Annotated in this window: 15 protein-coding genes, 1 tRNA gene and 5 pseudogenes; 10 read left to right on the forward strand and 11 right to left on the reverse strand. The window is 60.0% G+C overall.

Annotated elements, in window-relative coordinates:
• Nucleotides 1–6 precede the first annotated feature (6 nt).
• The 5 genes and pseudogenes from yihA to ttcA all read right to left on the reverse strand — a co-directional run bounded on the left by yihA (nucleotide 7) and on the right by ttcA (nucleotide 6,171).
• Nucleotides 7–658: pseudogene (gene yihA / locus L0Z65_RS16370) on the reverse strand (ribosome biogenesis GTP-binding protein YihA/YsxC).
• Complete coding sequence (locus L0Z65_RS16375; RefSeq protein ID WP_405109269.1) at nucleotides 658–1,410, reverse strand: MOSC domain-containing protein; 753 nt, start codon at nucleotides 1,408–1,410, stop codon at nucleotides 658–660. Before L0Z65_RS16375 ends, yihA begins: the two are co-directional and overlap by 1 nt.
• A pseudogene (gene yidC, locus L0Z65_RS16380) lies at nucleotides 1,407–3,225 on the reverse strand (membrane protein insertase YidC). Before yidC ends, L0Z65_RS16375 begins: the two are co-directional and overlap by 4 nt.
• 445 nt (nucleotides 3,226–3,670) lie before the next feature.
• A pseudogene (locus tag L0Z65_RS16385) lies at nucleotides 3,671–5,217 on the reverse strand (putative bifunctional diguanylate cyclase/phosphodiesterase).
• 66 nt (nucleotides 5,218–5,283) lie between these two features.
• Nucleotides 5,284–6,171: a tRNA 2-thiocytidine(32) synthetase TtcA gene (gene ttcA / locus L0Z65_RS16390; protein ID WP_040180826.1), complete on the reverse strand. Its 888-nt coding sequence runs from the start codon at nucleotides 6,169–6,171 to the stop codon at nucleotides 5,284–5,286.
• Between the two features lie 164 nt (nucleotides 6,172–6,335).
• On the opposite strand from ttcA, the gene L0Z65_RS16395 reads away from it, so the two are divergent.
• On the forward strand, nucleotides 6,336–6,908 hold the full coding sequence (locus tag L0Z65_RS16395; RefSeq protein ID WP_096869506.1) for a DUF3833 domain-containing protein: 573 nt from the start codon (nucleotides 6,336–6,338) through the stop codon (nucleotides 6,906–6,908).
• Between the two features lie 5 nt (nucleotides 6,909–6,913).
• On the opposite strand, the gene yidD is transcribed toward L0Z65_RS16395, so the two are convergent.
• From yidD to rpmH, 3 genes are all read right to left on the reverse strand, one after another.
• Complete coding sequence (gene yidD / locus L0Z65_RS16400) at nucleotides 6,914–7,186, reverse strand: membrane protein insertion efficiency factor YidD (RefSeq protein ID WP_405112595.1); 273 nt, start codon at nucleotides 7,184–7,186, stop codon at nucleotides 6,914–6,916.
• A 93-nt stretch (nucleotides 7,187–7,279) separates the two neighbouring features.
• On the reverse strand, nucleotides 7,280–7,732 hold the full coding sequence (gene rnpA, locus L0Z65_RS16405; RefSeq protein ID WP_040174748.1) for a ribonuclease P protein component: 453 nt from the start codon (nucleotides 7,730–7,732) through the stop codon (nucleotides 7,280–7,282).
• A 26-nt stretch (nucleotides 7,733–7,758) separates the two neighbouring features.
• Nucleotides 7,759–7,893, reverse strand: coding sequence for a 50S ribosomal protein L34 (gene rpmH, locus L0Z65_RS16410; protein WP_005980833.1), 135 nt, complete (start codon nucleotides 7,891–7,893; stop codon nucleotides 7,759–7,761).
• A 464-nt stretch (nucleotides 7,894–8,357) separates the two neighbouring features.
• Between rpmH and L0Z65_RS16415 the strand changes: the two are divergent.
• The 4 genes and pseudogenes from L0Z65_RS16415 (at nucleotide 8,358) to L0Z65_RS16430 (ending at nucleotide 12,113) form a co-directional block, all read left to right on the forward strand.
• A pseudogene (locus L0Z65_RS16415) lies at nucleotides 8,358–9,097 on the forward strand (TVP38/TMEM64 family protein).
• Between the two features lie 2 nt (nucleotides 9,098–9,099).
• Nucleotides 9,100–10,521: a dihydrolipoyl dehydrogenase family protein gene (locus tag L0Z65_RS16420; protein WP_405109275.1), complete on the forward strand. Its 1,422-nt coding sequence runs from the start codon at nucleotides 9,100–9,102 to the stop codon at nucleotides 10,519–10,521.
• Between the two features lie 16 nt (nucleotides 10,522–10,537).
• Nucleotides 10,538–11,926: a sensor histidine kinase gene (locus tag L0Z65_RS16425; protein WP_405109278.1), complete on the forward strand. Its 1,389-nt coding sequence runs from the start codon at nucleotides 10,538–10,540 to the stop codon at nucleotides 11,924–11,926.
• Between the two features lie 110 nt (nucleotides 11,927–12,036).
• Nucleotides 12,037–12,113 (forward strand) — tRNA-Arg (locus L0Z65_RS16430).
• Nucleotides 12,114–12,499: 386 nt separating this feature from the next.
• Here the strand turns inward: L0Z65_RS16430 and L0Z65_RS16435 are convergent.
• Both L0Z65_RS16435 and L0Z65_RS16440 read right to left on the reverse strand, forming a co-directional pair.
• Nucleotides 12,500–12,751: a DUF6552 family protein gene (locus L0Z65_RS16435; protein WP_096872663.1), complete on the reverse strand. Its 252-nt coding sequence runs from the start codon at nucleotides 12,749–12,751 to the stop codon at nucleotides 12,500–12,502.
• Nucleotides 12,741–13,445: an SDR family oxidoreductase gene (locus L0Z65_RS16440; protein WP_096873214.1), complete on the reverse strand. Its 705-nt coding sequence runs from the start codon at nucleotides 13,443–13,445 to the stop codon at nucleotides 12,741–12,743. The genes L0Z65_RS16435 and L0Z65_RS16440 overlap by 11 nt, the downstream gene beginning before the upstream one ends.
• 98 nt (nucleotides 13,446–13,543) lie before the next feature.
• Between L0Z65_RS16440 and L0Z65_RS16445 the strand changes: the two are divergent.
• A pseudogene (locus L0Z65_RS16445) lies at nucleotides 13,544–13,729 on the forward strand (LysR family transcriptional regulator); the annotation flags it as partial.
• Nucleotides 13,730–13,819: 90 nt separating this feature from the next.
• Nucleotides 13,820–14,422: a LysR substrate-binding domain-containing protein gene (locus tag L0Z65_RS16450; RefSeq protein ID WP_405112598.1), complete on the forward strand. Its 603-nt coding sequence runs from the start codon at nucleotides 13,820–13,822 to the stop codon at nucleotides 14,420–14,422.
• A gap of 356 nt (nucleotides 14,423–14,778) precedes the next feature.
• Here L0Z65_RS16450 and L0Z65_RS16455 read toward each other — a convergent pair whose 3' ends face one another.
• Nucleotides 14,779–15,303: an NADPH-dependent FMN reductase gene (locus L0Z65_RS16455; RefSeq protein WP_096872661.1), complete on the reverse strand. Its 525-nt coding sequence runs from the start codon at nucleotides 15,301–15,303 to the stop codon at nucleotides 14,779–14,781.
• A gap of 288 nt (nucleotides 15,304–15,591) precedes the next feature.
• On the opposite strand from L0Z65_RS16455, the gene L0Z65_RS16460 reads away from it, so the two are divergent.
• The 3 genes from L0Z65_RS16460 to L0Z65_RS16470 all read left to right on the forward strand — a co-directional run bounded on the left by L0Z65_RS16460 (nucleotide 15,592) and on the right by L0Z65_RS16470 (nucleotide 17,236).
• Complete coding sequence (locus L0Z65_RS16460; protein WP_102896221.1) at nucleotides 15,592–16,500, forward strand: AraC family transcriptional regulator; 909 nt, start codon at nucleotides 15,592–15,594, stop codon at nucleotides 16,498–16,500.
• 106 nt (nucleotides 16,501–16,606) lie between these two features.
• Complete coding sequence (locus tag L0Z65_RS16465) at nucleotides 16,607–16,897, forward strand: putative quinol monooxygenase (protein ID WP_405109283.1); 291 nt, start codon at nucleotides 16,607–16,609, stop codon at nucleotides 16,895–16,897.
• A 69-nt stretch (nucleotides 16,898–16,966) separates the two neighbouring features.
• Complete coding sequence (locus tag L0Z65_RS16470) at nucleotides 16,967–17,236, forward strand: antibiotic biosynthesis monooxygenase (protein ID WP_405112601.1); 270 nt, start codon at nucleotides 16,967–16,969, stop codon at nucleotides 17,234–17,236.
• The last annotated feature ends 297 nt before the right edge of the window (nucleotides 17,237–17,533 follow it).

Genomic DNA, 17,533 nt, shown 5'->3' on the forward strand with positions numbered 1-17,533 from the left:
CTGGCGTCATTCCAGCCCGGCGATGATGGACCGCAGGGTGGCAATGCCGTCGCCCTTCTCCGAGGAGGTCAGAACAATCTCGGGATAGGCGGCAGGGTGTTTGGACAGGGCGCTGCGCACCTGTTCCATCACCGCAGCGCGGTCCTTGTCCTTGACCTTATCAGCCTTGGTCATCACGCATTGGAAGGTCACAGCTGAGCTGTCCAACCGGGTCATGATCTCGTCATCGACTTTTTTGATGCCATGGCGGCTGTCGATGAGCACAAAGGCGCGGCGCAGGGTTTGGCGGCCGGAGAGATATTGTTTCAGCAGGCGCTGCCATTTCTCCACCACCGGTAGGGGCGCATTGGCATAGCCATAGCCGGGCAAGTCGACCAGATAGAGCTCCGGGCCTTGGGTGAAATAGTTGATTTCCTGCGTGCGCCCCGGCGTGTTGGAGGCACGGGCCAGACCTTTGGTGCCGGTGAGGGCGTTGATCAGGCTGGATTTGCCCACATTGGAGCGGCTAGGCAAAGCAGACCTCGATGCGGTCGGCAGGCGGCAGGCCGGACATCGCAACCACGCCTTTGACAAATTCCGATTGTCCGGCAAACAGCTTGCGACCCTTCTCGGTCATGATTTCATCTGGCGTCTCGGCCAGGGGGAACGGCATCTGCATCAGAGCACCTTTACAGTATCGCCGACGCGGATCGCGCCGTCTTGGATGACCTCTGCATAGACAGCAAAGTCCTGATGACCCCAGCTCTCGCGCAGGGTCTTCAGCGTATCAGCGTCGCGGACGCCGGTCTCGGGGTTGGTCGTGGTTGCAAGGCAGCGCACAGTGCGCTCGCGGATGGTCAGCACCGCCTCGCCAATCTGGACATTGCGGCCGATCCAGTCGTTTTCCTCCCAGGCGGTGCCTGTGTCGAACCAGATGTTGCCGCGCCAGCGCTGCGGGGACAGCGGATGGCCGATGGCGGTCTCCACCGCGCGATGCGAAGCCCAGTTGCACAGGCTGATCGACGGAAAATCGCTGTCGGTCATGCCCCGTCCCGGCACCCGCAGAATACGGGCGGAGGCGGCGCGATCTTCGGGCATCAGGGGGCGTACCCAGTCAAGGAACCGGGGCAGGTCAGCCGCGCTATCAGGATTGAAGGTCAGCGCATCCTGCGTCGGGTGGGTCAGTGTCACCGCGCCCTTAGCCGCGTCGTAAACGGCCTCAATCGCCATCAGCTGTGGGGCCTTGGCCACACGGCTGAAGTTGGCGCAGGGCACCCAGGCGCTGCCGTCAGCCTTGGAGGCCTCATGGGCAACCGCCCAAACGCGATCGCCGGGCAGACACTGCCCGGCGACCAAAGAGGCGCTCTCCAGCGGCTCCCGACCATGTGATTTGATCGGATGCCGCCAGATATGAGTTATGCCTTCGCTCATTTCTTTTCAGCCTTCGGCGTCTTTTTGAAGCCGGATTTGATATTGCCGAACACATCGGGTTTGTAGCCGTGGCTGCGCATAATCAAATACTGCTGGGTAAAGGTGATGGTGTTGTTCGCAATCCAGTAAACCACCAGCCCCGAGGCAAACCCGCCCAGCATGAACATGAAGACCCAAGGCATCCAGGCAAAGATCATCTGCTGAGTCGGATCGGTCGGCGCCGGGTTCAGTTTCTGCTGCAACCACATGGAGATACCCAGAAGGATCGGCAGAATCCCGATGAAGATCGTCGCCATCAGCGTGCCTTCGACCGGGGCGGCGAAGGGCAGCAGGCCGAAGAGGTTCATGATCGAGGTCGGATCTGGTGCGCTCAGATCCTGGAACGGACCAAAGAACGGCGCGTGGCGCAGCTCCAGCGTGACGAAAATCACCTTGTAGAGCGAGAAGAAGATCGGGATCTGGATCAGGATCGGCAGACAGCCGCACGGCCGGGTTGACCTTTTCCTTCTTGTAGAGCGCCATCATCTCCTGCTGGAGCTTCTGACGGTCGTCGCCCGCTTTCTCCTTGATCTCCTCCATCCGCGGTTGCAGCTCTTTCATCTTCGCCATGGAGGCATAAGATTTATACGCCAACGGGAAGACCAGAAGCTTGATCAACACAGTGAGGCCGATGATCGCCCAGCCCATGTTGCCGATCAGGGCGTTCAGCCAGTGCAGGACCGCAAAGATCGGCTTGGTCAGGAAGAAGAACCAACCCCAGTCGATGCTGTCGAGGAAGCCCTCGATGCCGTCTTTCTGGTAGCCGCGAATGGTGGCCCATTCCTTGGCGCCGGCAAACAGCATGGTGGTGGCTTCAGAGGTTTCGCCATCCGCCACTGTGACGGTCGGCAGCACGATATCGGTCTGATAGATCTCGCGACGCTCGTCGAATTTGGCGATGGAACGGAAGGCCTGACCCGGCTCCGGCACGAGGGTCGACATCCAGTAGTGGTCGGTGAAACCGATCCAGCCATTGGTTTCAACCTGGGTCACCTCGGCGCGGGCACCGCTGCGGGCGTCCACCTCGAAATCGGTCATGTCGTCATAGTCGATTTCGGCGAGGGTGCCGTCCGCCATGCCAATCACGCCCTCATGCAGGATGAAGAAGTTCTTCAGATCCTGCGGCTCGCCATGGCGGGCCAGCGTGCCGTAAGGTGCCAGCGCGACGGTGTTACCGGAGGCGTTGGTGACCGATTGCGTGATGGTGAAGAGATAATCCTGATCAACCGCGATGGTGCGGTTGAAGGTCAGACCCTTGCCATTGTCCCAGGTCAGGGTGACCGGGCTGTCCGGCGTCAGGGTTGCGTCACCTTCAGCCTGCCACAGGGTGTTGGCACCGGGCACATCATCAGGGCCAAGACCAGCACCCGGCGCCCAGCCATAGAGCGCGTAATAGGCGTTCGGATCACCGGCGGGGGACAGCATCTTGACGATGGCGGCATCCTCTTCCAGCGAGACGCGGTAGTCCTTGAGGGACAGGTCATCAAGACGCCCGCCCAGCAGGGAGATGGTGCCGGAGACGCGGGGCGTGTCGATTGTGAGGCGCGGCGCATCGGCGACCGCGTCTGCCTCAGCGGTGACAGCGGCGCCTTCGCTGCCAGCTGCAGGGCTGGCGGCGGCTGGCGCGGTCACGACGTCGCCCGCAGGCGCAGTCTCGGCCACAACAGCGTCCGGCTGGGGCTGCGGTTCTGGCGGTGGGAAAAAGACATACCACCCCAGAATCACCAGGAAGCTAAGCGCGGTTGCGAGAAGAAGGTTTTTGTTCTGATCGTCCATTGGGGACCGCCACCTCGTGTATGGAATGACAGGGTGTGGTTCAACAGAGATGCCCCCCAAAGGTCAAGCGGAATCGCCCCCATGGCGGCCTCGCGACGCGGATGACGGGGTATTTCCTTGTATCACCGCTGTAAAAGACCGAATTGCCGCCTTACGACGGAATGAAAGGGCGGGCGACAGGACAGGGGAGCGCGCCGGGCTGAGGTCCCCGCGCAGGGCCACATCAGATCCGCGTCAGGCCCAACGTCAGAACAGGCAGGCGCTGGATGACAGGGCGTTGGCTGGAGCGGGGGCAGGAGGCACGAGGTCCGGCGACGGGATTGGCAGGCAAGGCGGGTGGCCCGCTTAGGTAGCCAACCTGCGACCGGTCAGATTGGCTATGGTCAGGGGGCGCGCTGCGTGTTGTGTGCCCGGGGCCGGATGCCTTGCGCAATGACTGTATAGATTAGTTGCCCTGACGCCCTATCGTGGGCGCCTCTTGCAACTTGGCCTCATGGGCGGCGATCCAGTCGAGTGTTTGGTCAAACGGCATGGGGCGGCCAATGCCAAAGCCCTGGACATGATCACAGCCCAGCTGAGACAGGAGCGCGTGTTCGCCGACGGTCTCCACCCCCTCGGCGAGGGTGGCCAGATCCAGCCGTTCGGCCATGGTCAGGATTGCGGCGATCAGTTTTTGCTGTTCGGGATCGCGGTCCGCCTTCATCACGAAAGAGCGGTCAATCTTGATCCGCGAGACGCGGAACCGCTGAACCGCCGCAATGGAGGCATGGCCGGTGCCAAAATCATCCAGATCAATACCGCAGCCCAATTCGCCAAGAGCGGCGATATTGCGCACGATCATATCATCCGGACGATCCGTCATCACGGTTTCGAGGATCTCGATGCTGAGCCGATCCGGCGTGAGGCCAAACCGCTCCAGCTCCCAGCTGATCCGCTCGACCAGATTGGCGTTGCGCAACTCATCCGTGGCGAAGTTCACACCAACAGAGGGCACATTGAGGCCCGCCGCATCCCAGGCCTTCAGCGCGGTCAGCGCGTTGTAGAGCATGATTTCGCTCAGCCGCTCCATCAGGCTGGCGCTTTCCAAGGTCGGGAGGAAGGACATCGGCGCGATCATGCCGCGGACCGGATGGGCCCAGCGGGCCAAGGCCTCGAACCCGGAGACACGGCCGGTGTCGGTGCAGATCTGTGGCTGAAACCAGGCCTGGATCTGGCCATTTTCCAGCGCCTCAGTCACCTCATCCAACATATCGCCGCGCGCCTTGCTGCGCTGATCCATCTCCGGAGAGAAGGCGCGAATGCCGGAGGGGCCGTTGTTCTGGGCATCCAGGAGGGCGGTGCAGGCCGCGCCCATCCAATCGTTGCCGGTTGGTCGAGGAGTGCGGCTGTGCAGGCAGAATCCGATAGAGCAAGACACGTAGAGAGAGGCACCATCCACGGCAATCGGCTCTTCAATGGAGGCCTGCAAGCGGCTTAGCCATCTGGATCGCCAGTTCGAGATCCATTTGCAAAACCGGAGTGAGGCAAATGGCAAAACGCGAATCACCGATGCGGGCGACGTAATCCTGCGGGCGCAGGATGGAAATGATGCGGTCACCACAGCGGTTGACCAGCTGATCGGCGGTTTCCTGTCCGTGGCGCTGGGCCAGTTCCTTGAAATCATCAAGCTCGACGATGAAAACCGCAGACCGCAGACCGGTATCGGCCGCGCTGTCATAGACTTCGGAGACGATTTCGTTAAACCCGTCACGCATCATCATGCCGGTGAGGCTGTCGCGGGGCATGGTTGGGCGACGGAAATAGGCAAAGCCGCCGGAGGCCGCAAAGATCAGCGGCAGACCAAGGGCCACGGCCAGCAATGCCGCCTCCCCGCCCAGCCAGAAGGTTGCCAGTGTCAGAGCTAGGCAAAAACGCAAGCAGCGGCGGCCCGAGCAGCACCGGGGCAATCCGTTTCCTGACCTGTGTCAGCGTCTGCGACAGCGTTTTTGTCATCTGTAGACCTTTCACCTACGGCATATGGCGCCTGCTGTAGACTAAGGTCGCGGTCTGACCGGCAAGTTAACGCAAATCGGGAATCTCATCGGAATCTGCCCTCAAATCGGGATTTTTCAGCATAAGCGCAGAAAAATCGAACAGTTTGGGGTCCAGAAGATGTGACGGGCGGGCATTCATCAGGGCGCGGAACATCACCTGACGGCGTCCCGGGCTGTTTGATTCCCACTGATCGAGGATCTGTTTGACCTGCTGGCGCTGCAGCCCATCCTGGCTGCCACAGAGATCGCAGGGAATGATCGGATAATTCAGGGCCTTGGCGAATTTCTCGCAATCCGCTTCGGCAACATGTGCGAGGGGGCGGAACACGAACAGATCCCCCTCCTCATTGACCAGCTTTGGCGGCATGGTCGCCAGACGACCGCCGTGGAAGAGGTTCATAAAGAAGGTCTCAAGAATGTCGTCGCGGTGATGGCCAAGAACCACGGCAGAGCAACCTTCCTCGCGGGCGATCCGGTACAGGTTGCCGCGCCGCAGGCGCGAGCAGAGGGCGCAAAATGTGCGACCTTGCGGGACCTTATCCATCACGATGCTGTAGGTGTCCTGATATTCGATGCGGTGCGGAACCCCCATCTTCTCCAGAAACTCTGGCAGCACGGTGGCCGGAAATCCGGGCTGACCCTGATCCAGATTGCAGGCGAGCAGATCCACCGGCAAAAGCCCGCGCCACTTCAGCTCATAGAGAACCGCAAGCAATGTATAGCTGTCCTTGCCACCGGAGAGGCAGACCAACCATTTCGGCGTGCTGCCGTCCTCGCGCCGTTCCACCATGCCGTATTGGTCGATCGCCTCGCGCGCGTAGCGCACGATCCGTTTGCGGAGCTTCTTGAACTCCGTGGTCGAGGGGGCGCCGGCGAACAGCGGGTGGATATCGTCCAGATCATCATCAAGCATGGGCGCGCCCTAGCCGAGGATCGACGTTTTGCCAAGAAGAAAAGGCTCCGCAGGCACGTCGCAACGCCGGGGTGGAAGGGCGGGCCGGGTGGCAGAGTCATCCAAAAGCGGGGCCGCTGCGTAGCCAACAGCAAGAGACACAGGACAAAGATGAGGTGTGCGACATGGCATTTGTGACGGAAACACCACGGCGGTTTCGGTTTGGGCGCTGGGCGGCTCTTGGCGCGGGGGCAGCAGCTGTTGCGGCATTGGCGTCCTGCGGGCGGCCCAGTCTGACGGATGAAAAGCTGAGTGATAAGACCTTCAATCTGGAGGAGTATTTTGAAGGTAAGACGGTAGCTTATGGGCAGTTCGCGGATCGGTTCGGTACCGTGCGGCGCCGGTTCAAGGTGGATATCACCGGTGAGTGGGACGGCCGTGTACTGACGCTGGCCGAGAATTTCCGCTACGCCGATGGCAGTACCGAGCAACGGATCTGGTCGCTGACCAAGACCGGGGAGAACACCTGGGAAGGCAGCGCCGATGGGGTTCAGGGCATCGCCAAAGGCGAAGAACGCGGGGACACCTTCAACTGGGGCTACACAATTGATCTGCCGGTGCCCGGAGGCGACACCATGCGTGTGACATTTGATGACTGGATGTGGCTTCTGGAGGACGGCAGGTTGCTGAACAAAGCATATATGAGCCGCTATGGCGTCACGCTGGGCGAAGTCACGATTTTCTTTGAGAAGCTCTGAACGGGTTACCTGGGGCCAACAGTCGGGTCCTGTTTGGCCCGGTCATGGTCGGGGTCACAGCCGGGCACCGGATCGTAGCCATCCCCGCCGAGGGGGTGGCAGCGCCCGATTCTGCGCGCGGTGAGCCAGGCGCCCCGAATGGCGCCGTGTTTCTCCAGTGCCTCCAGCGCATAGGCTGAGCAGGTGGGCTGGTAGCGGCAGTTGAAGCCGACCCATGGGCTGAACAGCAGCCGGTAGGCGCGCACAGGCAGAGCGAAGAGATGGGCGAGCAGGGTCATGGCGCATAGATAGGCGCGATAGCGTCCCATAGCAATCTTCGGGGGGTCGCCGCTGCCGGGGGAGGGCGTACCAGCAGGCGCGGCCGGATGTGACTACTTGCCGTGAATTTTCTTCAACGCGTAGATCAGATCGTTTTTCAGATCGTCGAACGGGCGGTCAGCGGTCCCACCGGCACGGCCAATCAGCACATAATCCCAGCCAGTGCGGCCGTGGATCGGCAGAATCATCCGCGCCACCTCGCGCAAGCGGCGTTTGGCGCGGTTGCGGGCCACCGCATTGCCGACCTTTTTGGAGCAGGTAAAGCCCATGCGAATGCCATCGCCGACGGGATCGTCGGCGTGGCGTTTGCGGCCCTGAACCATCATCCCCTTGGTGCCCTGACGCCGTGCCCGCGCCGCGGCGAGAAAATCACGGCGCTTGGCGATCACAACGGGTTGCGGCTGGGGGAGGCTGCGTGCGGGCGTTTCAGACGCAGAAACGGACACCGCCGGAGACCTGGTCCCTTGGGCAGCTGAGCCATCCTTGGGGGTCTCCGGCGGTGTCATGTCCGTCTGAACAGTGCTGGGCGCGATTACGCGCTCAGCGACTTACGACCGCGTGCGCGGCGTGCGTTCAGGATCTTGCGGCCTGCCTTGGTGGCCATGCGCGCACGGAAGCCGTGGCGGCGTTTGCGAACCAGGTTCGAAGGCTGATAGGTGCGTTTCATCGCTCCGGTCTCCAACTGTTTACATCGGGACGGCGCGGAATCGGCCACCCGGGGGTCTATCTCGAGGCCCGGTCTCTAGAAGGGAATGACCTGCGAGTCAAACCCCAACGCTGTTGTTTTCTGCACGAAATGCAACATTTCCATGAAAACCGGACGCTGGAGGCTCTTTAACAGAAGAGAATTGTAACAGACAGGGGGGAGATTGGTGTTTGGCTCACTTTTTCGCAGGGGATGATCAAGCGGACGTGAAGAGGTGGCGCATGGTCTCGTGCAGGGCCTATTTACCGGATAGCCAGAGACAAAGCCCATAGGGCCTATGTCGACCAAGCCGAACAACCGCAGCTGCGGGACAATGTATGACCGGTCAGCCATGGCCCTAGACAGCAGGATTTACGTAAGATGCCCAATCAGTCCGACCAGCCAGATATCGGAGAAAACGCACAGACCCAGGCCCCCGCAGGCGAATCGGGGGGAGGGGCGAGAAAAAACCAGCGCTGACCCGGTTCCTGCCGCTGGTGCTGGTGCTGGTGGTTGCGATGATCGGCGCGATGACCTTGGGCGACTATCTGACGTTTGAGACGCTGCGCGACAACCGGGTGGCGTTGATGGCGTTTCGCGATGACAATTATCTGGGTCTCGTTGGTCTGTTTGTGCTGGCCTATGTGGTGATTGTCGTTTTCTCGCTGCCCGGTGCGGCTGTGGCCTCTGTCACGGGTGGCTTCCTGTTCGGGTTGGTTGCGGGCACGGTGTTCAATGTGCTGGCGGCCACGGTCGGGGCTGTTGGCATCTTTCTGGCGGCACGTTGGGGGCTTGGGGCGATGCTTACCCACCGGTTGGAAACGGCTGAGGGGCGGGTGCGAGATCCTGAAGCAGGCGCTGCGGGAAAATGAGATCGAGGTGCTGCTGCTGTTGCGTTTGGTGCCGAGCGGTGCCGTTCTTTGTGGCCAATCTCCTGCCCGCACTGGTCGGGGTCAAGCTGATCAATTTTCTGTGGACGACGGCAGTGGGCATCATTCCCGGTGCTGTGGTCTTCACCTGGATTGGTGTGGGCCTTGGCGCGGTGTTTGACCGGGGCGAGACGCCGGATCTGTCGATCCTGTGGGAGCCGTTTGTGATCGGGCCGATCCTTGGTCTGTGTGTGTTGGCGGCCCTGCCCATCCTGCTGAAGAAACGCCGCCCGACAACCCCCGGAAAGGACCAGTGACCATGGATAAGATAACTTGCGATCTTCTGGTGATCGGGGCCGGATCGGGCGGGTTGTCCGTCGCGGCAGGGGCGAGCCAGATGGGCGCCGACGTGGTGCTGCTGGAAGGTCATAAGATGGGCGGCGATTGCCTGAACTACGGCTGTGTGCCGTCCAAATCGCTGCTGGCCAGTGCCAAGGTTGCTTATGGTCAGGCCCATGCCAGCGCCTATGGTGTCGCGGATCAGGTACCGATGGTGGATTATGCTGCCGCGAAGGATCATGTGCAGGACGTGATCGCCACCATCGCGCCCGTGGACAGTCAGGAGCGCTTCGAAGGCTTTGGTGTGCGGGTCATTCGCGACTACGGCCGGTTTGTCGATGATCGCGTGGTCGTGGCAGGTGAGCACCGGATCACAGCCCGCCGGATTGTGATCGCCACGGGATCCTCTCCGCTCGTGCCGCCCATCGATGGGCTGGCGGATGTGCCCTATTATACCAATGAGACGCTGTTTGAGTTGCGCGAGCGGCCAGAGCATCTGCTGATCATCGGCGGCGGTCCTATCGGTATGGAAATGGCGCAGGCCCATATCCGGCTGGGCAGCAAGGTGACCGTGATTGAGGGCGACCGGGCGCTGGGTAAGGATGACCCGGAGCTGGCCGCCATCGTACTGGACCAGCTGCGCGGCGAGGGTATTGAGATCGCCGAGGGCGCGCAGGCCGAAACGATCACCTCTACGGAGGCCGGGGGCATTCGCGTGCGCACCAAGGATGGGCGTCAGTTCGACGGCAGCCATCTATTGATGGCGGTCGGGCGGAAGGCCAATATCGACAAGCTGAATCTGGAAGCCGCCGGGATTGAGACCAATCGCGCGGGCGTGGTGGTGGATGAGAGCCTGCGCAGCAGCAATCGCCGGGTTTATGCCATTGGCGATGTGGCGGGCGGGATGCAGTTCACCCATGTGGCGGGGTATCACGCTGGTGTTATCATCCGCTCGATCCTGTTTGGCCTGCCGTCCAAGGCCAAAACCAATCATATCCCCTGGGCGACCTATACCGCGCCGGAACTGGCGCAGGTCGGTCTCACGGAGGCGCAAGCGCGCGAGACATATGGCGACCGGCTGGAGGTGGCGCCGTTTGATTATCACCACAACGATCGCGCCCTGGCTGAGCGCAAAAGCAAGGGGCTGATCAAGGTGATGGTGGTCAAGGGGCGCCCCGTCGGGGCCTCCGTCGTGGGGCATCAGGCGGGGGAGCTGGTGGCGCTGTGGTCCATGGCCATCGCCAATAACCTGAAAATGAGCCAGGTCGCGGGCATGGTGGCACCGTATCCCACCATATCTGAGGTCAATAAACGCGTCGCAGGGGCCTATTTCTCGCCACGGCTTTTTGATAGTCCAATGGTGAAGCGAGTGGTGCAGTTTGTGCAGCGCTGGCTCCCGTAACGCCGGAAGGGGCTGAATGCTCAACACGCTTTCAGGCAGATTCCTGATCCTGACCACGGTCTTCGTGATGTTGGCTGAGATCCTGATCTTTGTGCCCTCCATCTCCCGGTTTCGGCTCGATTATCTGGCAGACCGGCTGGAGCGGGCGCAGATTGCCTCGCTGGCGCTGCTGGCGGATGACATGCTGGAGACCGAGCTGGAGGCCGAGCTGCTGGAAAACGCAGGCGTCTTCAACGTGGTGCTGCGACGGGATGAGGTGCGCCAGCTGGTGCTGTCCTCACCGATCCCGGCCCCGATTTCGGGCACCTATGATTTGCGGATGAGCAGCCCGTTTGCGCTGATTGGCCATGCGATGCAGCGGCTGGTGACGCCGGAAAATCAGATCATCCGGGTGATTGGCGCGCCGGTGCGTGACGCCGGGCTGCTGATCGAGATCACGATTGAGACCGACGGGCTGCGGGCTGCGATGATCGATTATGGCGTGCGTATTCTGCTGTTGTCTGCGGTGATCTCCATCTTTACCGCAGTGCTGCTGTTTGCGGCGGTGCGTCGGTTTATGGTGAAGCCGATCAAGGGTGTTATCGGTTATATGCAGCGCTATGCCGCCGCGCCGGAGGACGCCCGCGGCATTATCCATCCCACCGCCGGGGTCCGCGAATTGCGTGAGGCGGAAGAGGCGCTGATGCAGTTGCAGACCGAGCTGACACAGGCGCTGAAACAGCGCGAGCGGCTGGCGCAGCTGGGCGGTGCGGTGGCCAAGGTGAGCCATGATCTGCGCAATATCCTGACCTCGGCGCAGCTGTTCACCGACCGTATCGAGATGAGTGAAGATCCGCTGGTGCGCCGCCTTGCGCCCAAGCTGGTGAATTCGATCACCCGCGCGGTGTCGCTTTGCGAGGGGACGCTGGCGTTTGGCCGGGCGGAGGAACCGGCGCCGACCTTTGGCCGCGTCGCCCTGCATGGGCAGGTGGAGGATATTCTGGAAAGCGAGAGCCTCGCCGGGGGCGCTGAGGGGCGGGTCCGTTTCCTGAATGAGGTGCCCGTGGATCTGAGCCTGCGGGCCGATCCCGAACAGCTGTTTCGGATCGTGATGAACCTGGTGCGCAACGCGCGTCAGGCGATCGAGGCCACGGGGCAGGAGGGGCAGATCACCCTCTCTGCCCGCGAAGACAGCGAAAGCTGGTGGATCTCGGTTGCGGATACCGGCCCCGGTCTGCCGTCAAAGGCGCGGGAAAACCTCTTTACCCCGTTCCAGGGCGGCATCCGCAAAGGCGGTACCGGCCTGGGCCTTGCCATCGCAGATGAGCTGGCGCGCGGTCATGGCGGCATGGTGGTTCTGCGCGAAACCGGTCCGGAGGGCACAGTGTTTGATATCTGCCTGCCCAAAGGCGACGGGACGCTCTGAGGGTTTGTCCTCGATAACCGACGCTGGATGCGCAAAATCACGAAAACCTACGACAAGCTGACATTTTAGGCTTGCACCCTCGCGCTGCTGCGCATAAACCCCGCCGCAGTGGACCGATAGCTCAGCTGGATAGAGTACTTGACTACGAATCAAGGGGTCGGGGGTTCGAATCCTCCTCGGTCCGCCACTACCCCTCTTTTTTAATAAGGCGAATAGGTCTGCCATTTAAGGTAGAGTATTCTCGGTCGTTGCGATCCAGTATGCTTGCGTCTGTCTCGTGTTGTGATTGATCTGACTCTGCTTCTGGACAATCAGGGCTGATTTGCAGGCCCGACGCCGAAAGCGCCTGCTGCTGATCTGCCACGTGGCGAACGTGTGAGGGGGCGTGAGCGAGGTTGGGTGCAAATTGGAGCCTGTCGTTGGCATCGCAGGCTATGTGCCAGAGAATTTGCAGTTCAATCCTACGTGTCGAATTGGCGCTTCCATAGTTGGCGTTTGGACTAAACGCTGCAAGTTTGATAGGAACCCAGAGGCACGGATATTGCGTGTGTCGCAAACGACTGCTCTCTCGTCTCAGCGGCTTGTCATACCAGCAATCATTGCCCCAAGCGCGACGAGATGGACTAGCATGAGCGCCTTGTCACTCCACAGAGCACCCACAGCGAACCATCCGACGACACCGACGATAAAAAGGTAGAGGTTCCAGGGTGTCCAGCCGAACCCTGTTGCAGTGTATCCCATGATCTGAACAGCGGAAGCGCCCCATTTCACCACCAAGACAAGACGCTCACGCGATGTTTCGCTGGCAATGGTATCAGACGGCACGGGTCAGGCCGCCATCTATGCGCAGGTTTTGGCCAGTCATGTAGCCACCTTCGTCGGACGCGAGCCATGAAATCAGCGAGGAAACCTCCGACGCGGAGCCGTAGCGCCCCATAGGAATACGCGCTTTGCGATCTTCAGTTTCGGGCAGGCTGTCTATGAACCCCGGAAGGACGTTGTTCATGCGGATATTCTCGGGCGCGTATTGATCCGAGTAGAGCTTTGTAAATGCGGCGAGCCCCGCCCGAAAGACGCCGGACGTTGGGAAGAGGGAGTCGGGTTCGAATGCCGCAAAGGTCGAGATGTTGATGATCGTCCCGCTGCTCTGCGCTTGCATCACTGGAGTGACCAGCCTTGTCGGGCGGATCACGTTCATGAGGTAGAATTCCATTCCGTGATGCCAGTCGTCGTCGCTTATCTCAAGAATTGGCCCTTTTGGCCCGTGACCCGCTGAGTTGACTAATACATCAATACGGCCCCAACGATCCTTTGCACCGGTGACCAAGGTGTTCAACGCATCTGGGTCAAGATTAGAGCCAGTCACACCAAAGCCGCCGAGCTCACCACCGAGTGCCTCGCCTTTGCCAGACGACGACAGGATGCCAACTTTGAATCCATCTTTGGCCAGCCTGCGGGCTGCATCCGCGCCCATGCCGCTACCGCCTGCCGTAATTAAAGCTACTTTTTCTACTGACATATCCATCATCCTTTCATATGTGAAAACAGTATCTCTGTTGTTATTTGAAGTTTGAATTGAGAATTGATGTTCTTTGGCAGTAGATATACTGTTGCAAAATGGCGGAACTTCCTCCCCTCAACAGTTTGCGTGCTTTTGATGCGGCAGGCCGTCGCCTTAGTTTCCGGGCTGCCGCAGATGAATTGGGTGTCACACAAGGGGCCGTTGCACAGCAGGTGCGACAGCTCGAAGCGCATCTTGGTGTGGTCTTGTTTGAACGTGTGCCGAAGGGTCTGGCGTTCACATCGGTGGGGCGCAGCTTCCACAATCGGGTCGCCGACGTTTTCGCTGACCTTCGATCCGCAACTGCTGAGCTGAAGCCTGAGCCAAATACAGTGCTGATCAGTGTCACCCCGACCTTTGCCGCGAAATGGCTGATCCCTAATCTACCAGACTTCACGGCAGCACATCCGAATATCGATTTGCGCATTCTGGCCACTGAGAAAATATCCAGCTTCCAGAGTGACGGGATAGATCTTGCGGTGCGCCAAGGATCGCCGCCATTTGGTGCATCACTGGACGCAACATTGCTATTCAAACAAACGCTGACCGCTGTTGCTGCGCCAGCGATTGTTCGCGATGCGCAACATCCGCTTGCACCAGACACACTGTCTAAACTACCGAAGATCCATGACGCACATGATCTCTGGCCAGGCTACCTTGCGCATTTGCATGTGCAGGATCAGTCGCCACGTAGCCTACGCCTAAGCCAGACGTCCCTTGCGGTAGATGCCGCTATCGCTGGCCAAGGCGTTGCCTTGGTGAGCCGTTTTATGGTGGCTGATGATCTCGAAGCGGGTCGTTTGACTGAGGTTGGCGAGGTTTGGGAAGCAGGCGGAAATGACTTCTACGTCCTGATGCCACGCATCGTAAAAAGAAACAGATCCGTGGTGGAGGTCCTGACATGGATCAAAGCGCGCTCCGCCGCTGCAATCTGACGGCCCATAAAGTGTATCAAGACGACTGGCGCCACGCTCTCCGTCGCAACCTACTGAAGCAACGGTTTGCATAGGTTGCTCTCCTCAGCCTAAGGCGCTGTGGTCCTGTTGATCTGTGACGCGCTGAACACGGGAGGTGCCATAGGATTGCGACACGATTGGCGATGCGTCCCCGCAAGCGCAACCAGCAAGACGGTCTGGTCTGTTAGGGCAGAGGCGGAAGGTCGCGCGCTTACTCTAAGCATCACGGGAATCAGGTGTGCCGAAACCCCACTTGTCAGAGGGGGCACCGGATGGCCGCCTGCCATCATTTCGACCGTCTTGAAACCTGCGACGAAGCTGCTTGATCGCGTCATTTATGCGCAGCTGCTAGCAACTGCTCTCAGAAAATCCTCTACCTGCGAACGCTTCGGCTGACCGCAGAGATCCTTTGCAATCTCTTCAGGCGAAAGTTTCAGAAAGTTAAACCGTAAGAACAGGTCTGGTCTGAATTGATCACTCACTGTCGACAAGACCAGTCGCAACTGCGCCAACATGTCATCACCACGACGGGATGCATGCATCAGTGCGATTGGCTTCCCGATAATCTCATCTCTCGACACCATCCAATCAATGGCATTCTTCAGACCGCCGGGGATCGCATGGGCATATTCAGGGCTTGATATAATCAGCGCATCGCTTTGCCGCACCAAGTCTGCGAACCTCTGAACGGCGGGAGGTGTCGTGCCCTGTTCTGCATCCGGCGAGAACACTGGTAAGTCGGCTAAGCCAGAAAAAACGGCTAGCTCGTGGTTGGCCGCAGCGATCTCGGCAACTGCATTTAGCATCGCAGTATTTGTCGAAGCAGCGCGCGTGCTGCCTGAAATGGCGAGAATTCTCATGTGCTCACGTCTAGGTCAGAGCGGCGAGACCATCAATGGGGGACGGGTTCCGCATTGGGCGGGTTTCCCCCGGCGTGTGATATTCCCCATAAGACATTCCTGGTATTGAGAGACAGCGGGAATGGTTTGCAGCTTGGTCACGGCGCTTCTGTCAGATGCAAAGCGTCAGTTAACTGCGGCAGGGTGTATGTTGGAGGTAAGCTATTTGCGCTGATTTGCCGCCGGAGGATCCATTGAGAGCGCGCGCAGGCCCTTGTAAATTTTAAAAAAAACCGGGGGCCATATGTGATGATCCGAGGGCACAGCATTAAGGTCTGCGCTGCCGCTGATGAACAAATTCTGCTGATCCCCGAGGGGCTTCACGACTTCGCCGGGGCGGAGGTGATCATGACCAGTGGTCGTGCCTCGATCTTTCATAAGCTGCTGCATCAAGATGCCTTTGGGACGGAGTTTTTCTCAAACGCGCCCTGTCTTGCATATGTGCTGCGGGGACGTGAAACTTTTGTCGACGCGGATGGGGAAGAGACGACCGTGGTGCAGGGGGATACGTTGCTACTACCCCGGCATCATCACATGGTGTCTGAGTTCTCAAGTGAAACGGGGCCGCTTGAGGCGGTATTGTTCTTTTTTAGCGATGCTGTGATCGCGGAGTTTCTGGCTGCGACCTCACGTGGCGCCACCACTGCACCGCGCAGCCAGACTGCCCTGTTTGCGGGGTCGCCGTCGCTGCACGAATATGTCAGTGCGCTACCCCGGGTATATGGCGGCCTGCAGGCCTCTCCCGCACTTGTGAAATCGAAACTATTGGAGCTGCTGTTGCTGCTGGATCTGCATGACCACCAGGGGCAGCTATGGCGATTTCTTGTCCATGAGAACTCCCAGCGCGCCCGTCGCAATATCAAGCAGGTCATGCGGGCACATGCGCTCGCGGATCTTTCGGTTGCGGATTACGCGACGCTTTCGGGGCGGTCAATTTCGACCTTTCAGCGTGACTTCAAGCGTGCCTTTGGCGAGGCGCCGAGTGTCTGGCTGCGGCGCGCACGGCTGGACCATGCTCGGGTCCGGGTGATCGACGGCAAAGATACCATTGCCGATATCGCGCTAGCAGCAGGGTTCTCCGACACCTCACATTTCATCAAAGCCTATAAGGCCCATTTCGATCAGACGCCGAAGCAGCACCGTTTGCATCTGGCGTGATCTGGCGTGTGTAACTGACCTGTAAACCCGATTTTTGAGGCTGGTTTTCTATCTCGAGATGCAGGTTGTGGTGACACTGCCCCTGTCACAAAGAAGGAGACTATTCATGACGATTTGGGTCACGCTTGAAATGCGCGTAAAGGACGGGGCGTTTGACGCATTGTCAGCTTTTCTGGAGGCAAACCTGCCAAACGTGCGCGGCTTCGACGGGGCGTTTAGTGTTACGCTTTACTATGATGCGCAAACAATGGCGTTCCTCATCCACGAAGAATGGCTGAGCCGTGAGCACCATCAGGCCTATCTCGCCTTCATTGAAGAGCGCGGAGTTATGGCGGCGCTGCTCGGGTTCATGGAGGGGCCGCCTAAGGTTACCTACTACGACAGGCTGGTGGTGTGATGGCCGGGTTGTTGCGCCTTCCCCGGCGTAGTGTGATTGCTGCAGTACCCGCCTGTCTGCTGGCTTTGCGTGCAGCGGCTTGGGGGGGCGCCTAGGGCGCCGACATCCGGTTCTCAGCCCGTCTTGAGAGTCGAAACTCAGATATCGGAGGCTGCGGCGGCTTCGCTGGCGACCGCTTTGCGGCGCACACCAGGATGTCTGCGTGTTGATGTCTTCCGGGGTGAGGGGCGGGAAGTTGCGATGTTCCAACGCTGGCGCACGCGGGACGAAGGCAACGCATTCTGGTCGGGTCGCACCAACGCTGGGGGCTTGGCCTATCTGAACAGGCTCGAGATCTAACCCGATGGTCCGCAAGGGCGCGCGGCGGCGTGGTCATCGGCCTCTATCGCGGGTGATAGCCTGCAGCGGATATCGATCTGGCGCGTCCTCAATCGGTCACGAAAGACCAATTGGTCTTTCGTGCTTCTCCGGGGCGGTGATGCTACAGGGGCAGGATCTGCAAGACTGCGGCAGCGTTGTCGCGTTGGTGGAACGCCCTGGGCGCCTGAGGGCAGCGTTCCAGATCTGCCAAGGTCACGACGTTCCCCTTGGCCTTATGCACCTAGGCCGCTTGAACTGCTCCGGGAGCGCAGGACC

The organism is Phaeobacter sp. BS52 (assembly GCF_045040595.1).
Taxonomy (GTDB): domain Bacteria; phylum Pseudomonadota; class Alphaproteobacteria; order Rhodobacterales; family Rhodobacteraceae; genus Phaeobacter; species Phaeobacter piscinae.

Coding starts and splice junctions, on each gene's coding strand:
- L0Z65_RS16375 (WP_405109269.1), bottom strand. CDS start 1,410: ATGAGCGAAGGCATAACTCATATCTGGCGGCATCCGATCAAATCACAT.
- ttcA (WP_040180826.1), bottom strand. CDS start 6,171: ATGCTTGATGATGATCTGGACGATATCCACCCGCTGTTCGCCGGCGCC.
- L0Z65_RS16395 (WP_096869506.1), top strand. CDS start 6,336: ATGGCATTTGTGACGGAAACACCACGGCGGTTTCGGTTTGGGCGCTGG.
- yidD (WP_405112595.1), bottom strand. CDS start 7,186: ATGACCCTGCTCGCCCATCTCTTCGCTCTGCCTGTGCGCGCCTACCGG.
- rnpA (WP_040174748.1), bottom strand. CDS start 7,732: ATGACACCGCCGGAGACCCCCAAGGATGGCTCAGCTGCCCAAGGGACC.
- rpmH (WP_005980833.1), bottom strand. CDS start 7,893: ATGAAACGCACCTATCAGCCTTCGAACCTGGTTCGCAAACGCCGCCAC.
- L0Z65_RS16420 (WP_405109275.1), top strand. CDS start 9,100: ATGGATAAGATAACTTGCGATCTTCTGGTGATCGGGGCCGGATCGGGC.
- L0Z65_RS16425 (WP_405109278.1), top strand. CDS start 10,538: ATGCTCAACACGCTTTCAGGCAGATTCCTGATCCTGACCACGGTCTTC.
- L0Z65_RS16440 (WP_096873214.1), bottom strand. CDS start 13,445: ATGTCAGTAGAAAAAGTAGCTTTAATTACGGCAGGCGGTAGCGGCATG.
- L0Z65_RS16455 (WP_096872661.1), bottom strand. CDS start 15,303: ATGAGAATTCTCGCCATTTCAGGCAGCACGCGCGCTGCTTCGACAAAT.
- L0Z65_RS16460 (WP_102896221.1), top strand. CDS start 15,592: ATGATCCGAGGGCACAGCATTAAGGTCTGCGCTGCCGCTGATGAACAA.
- L0Z65_RS16465 (WP_405109283.1), top strand. CDS start 16,607: ATGACGATTTGGGTCACGCTTGAAATGCGCGTAAAGGACGGGGCGTTT.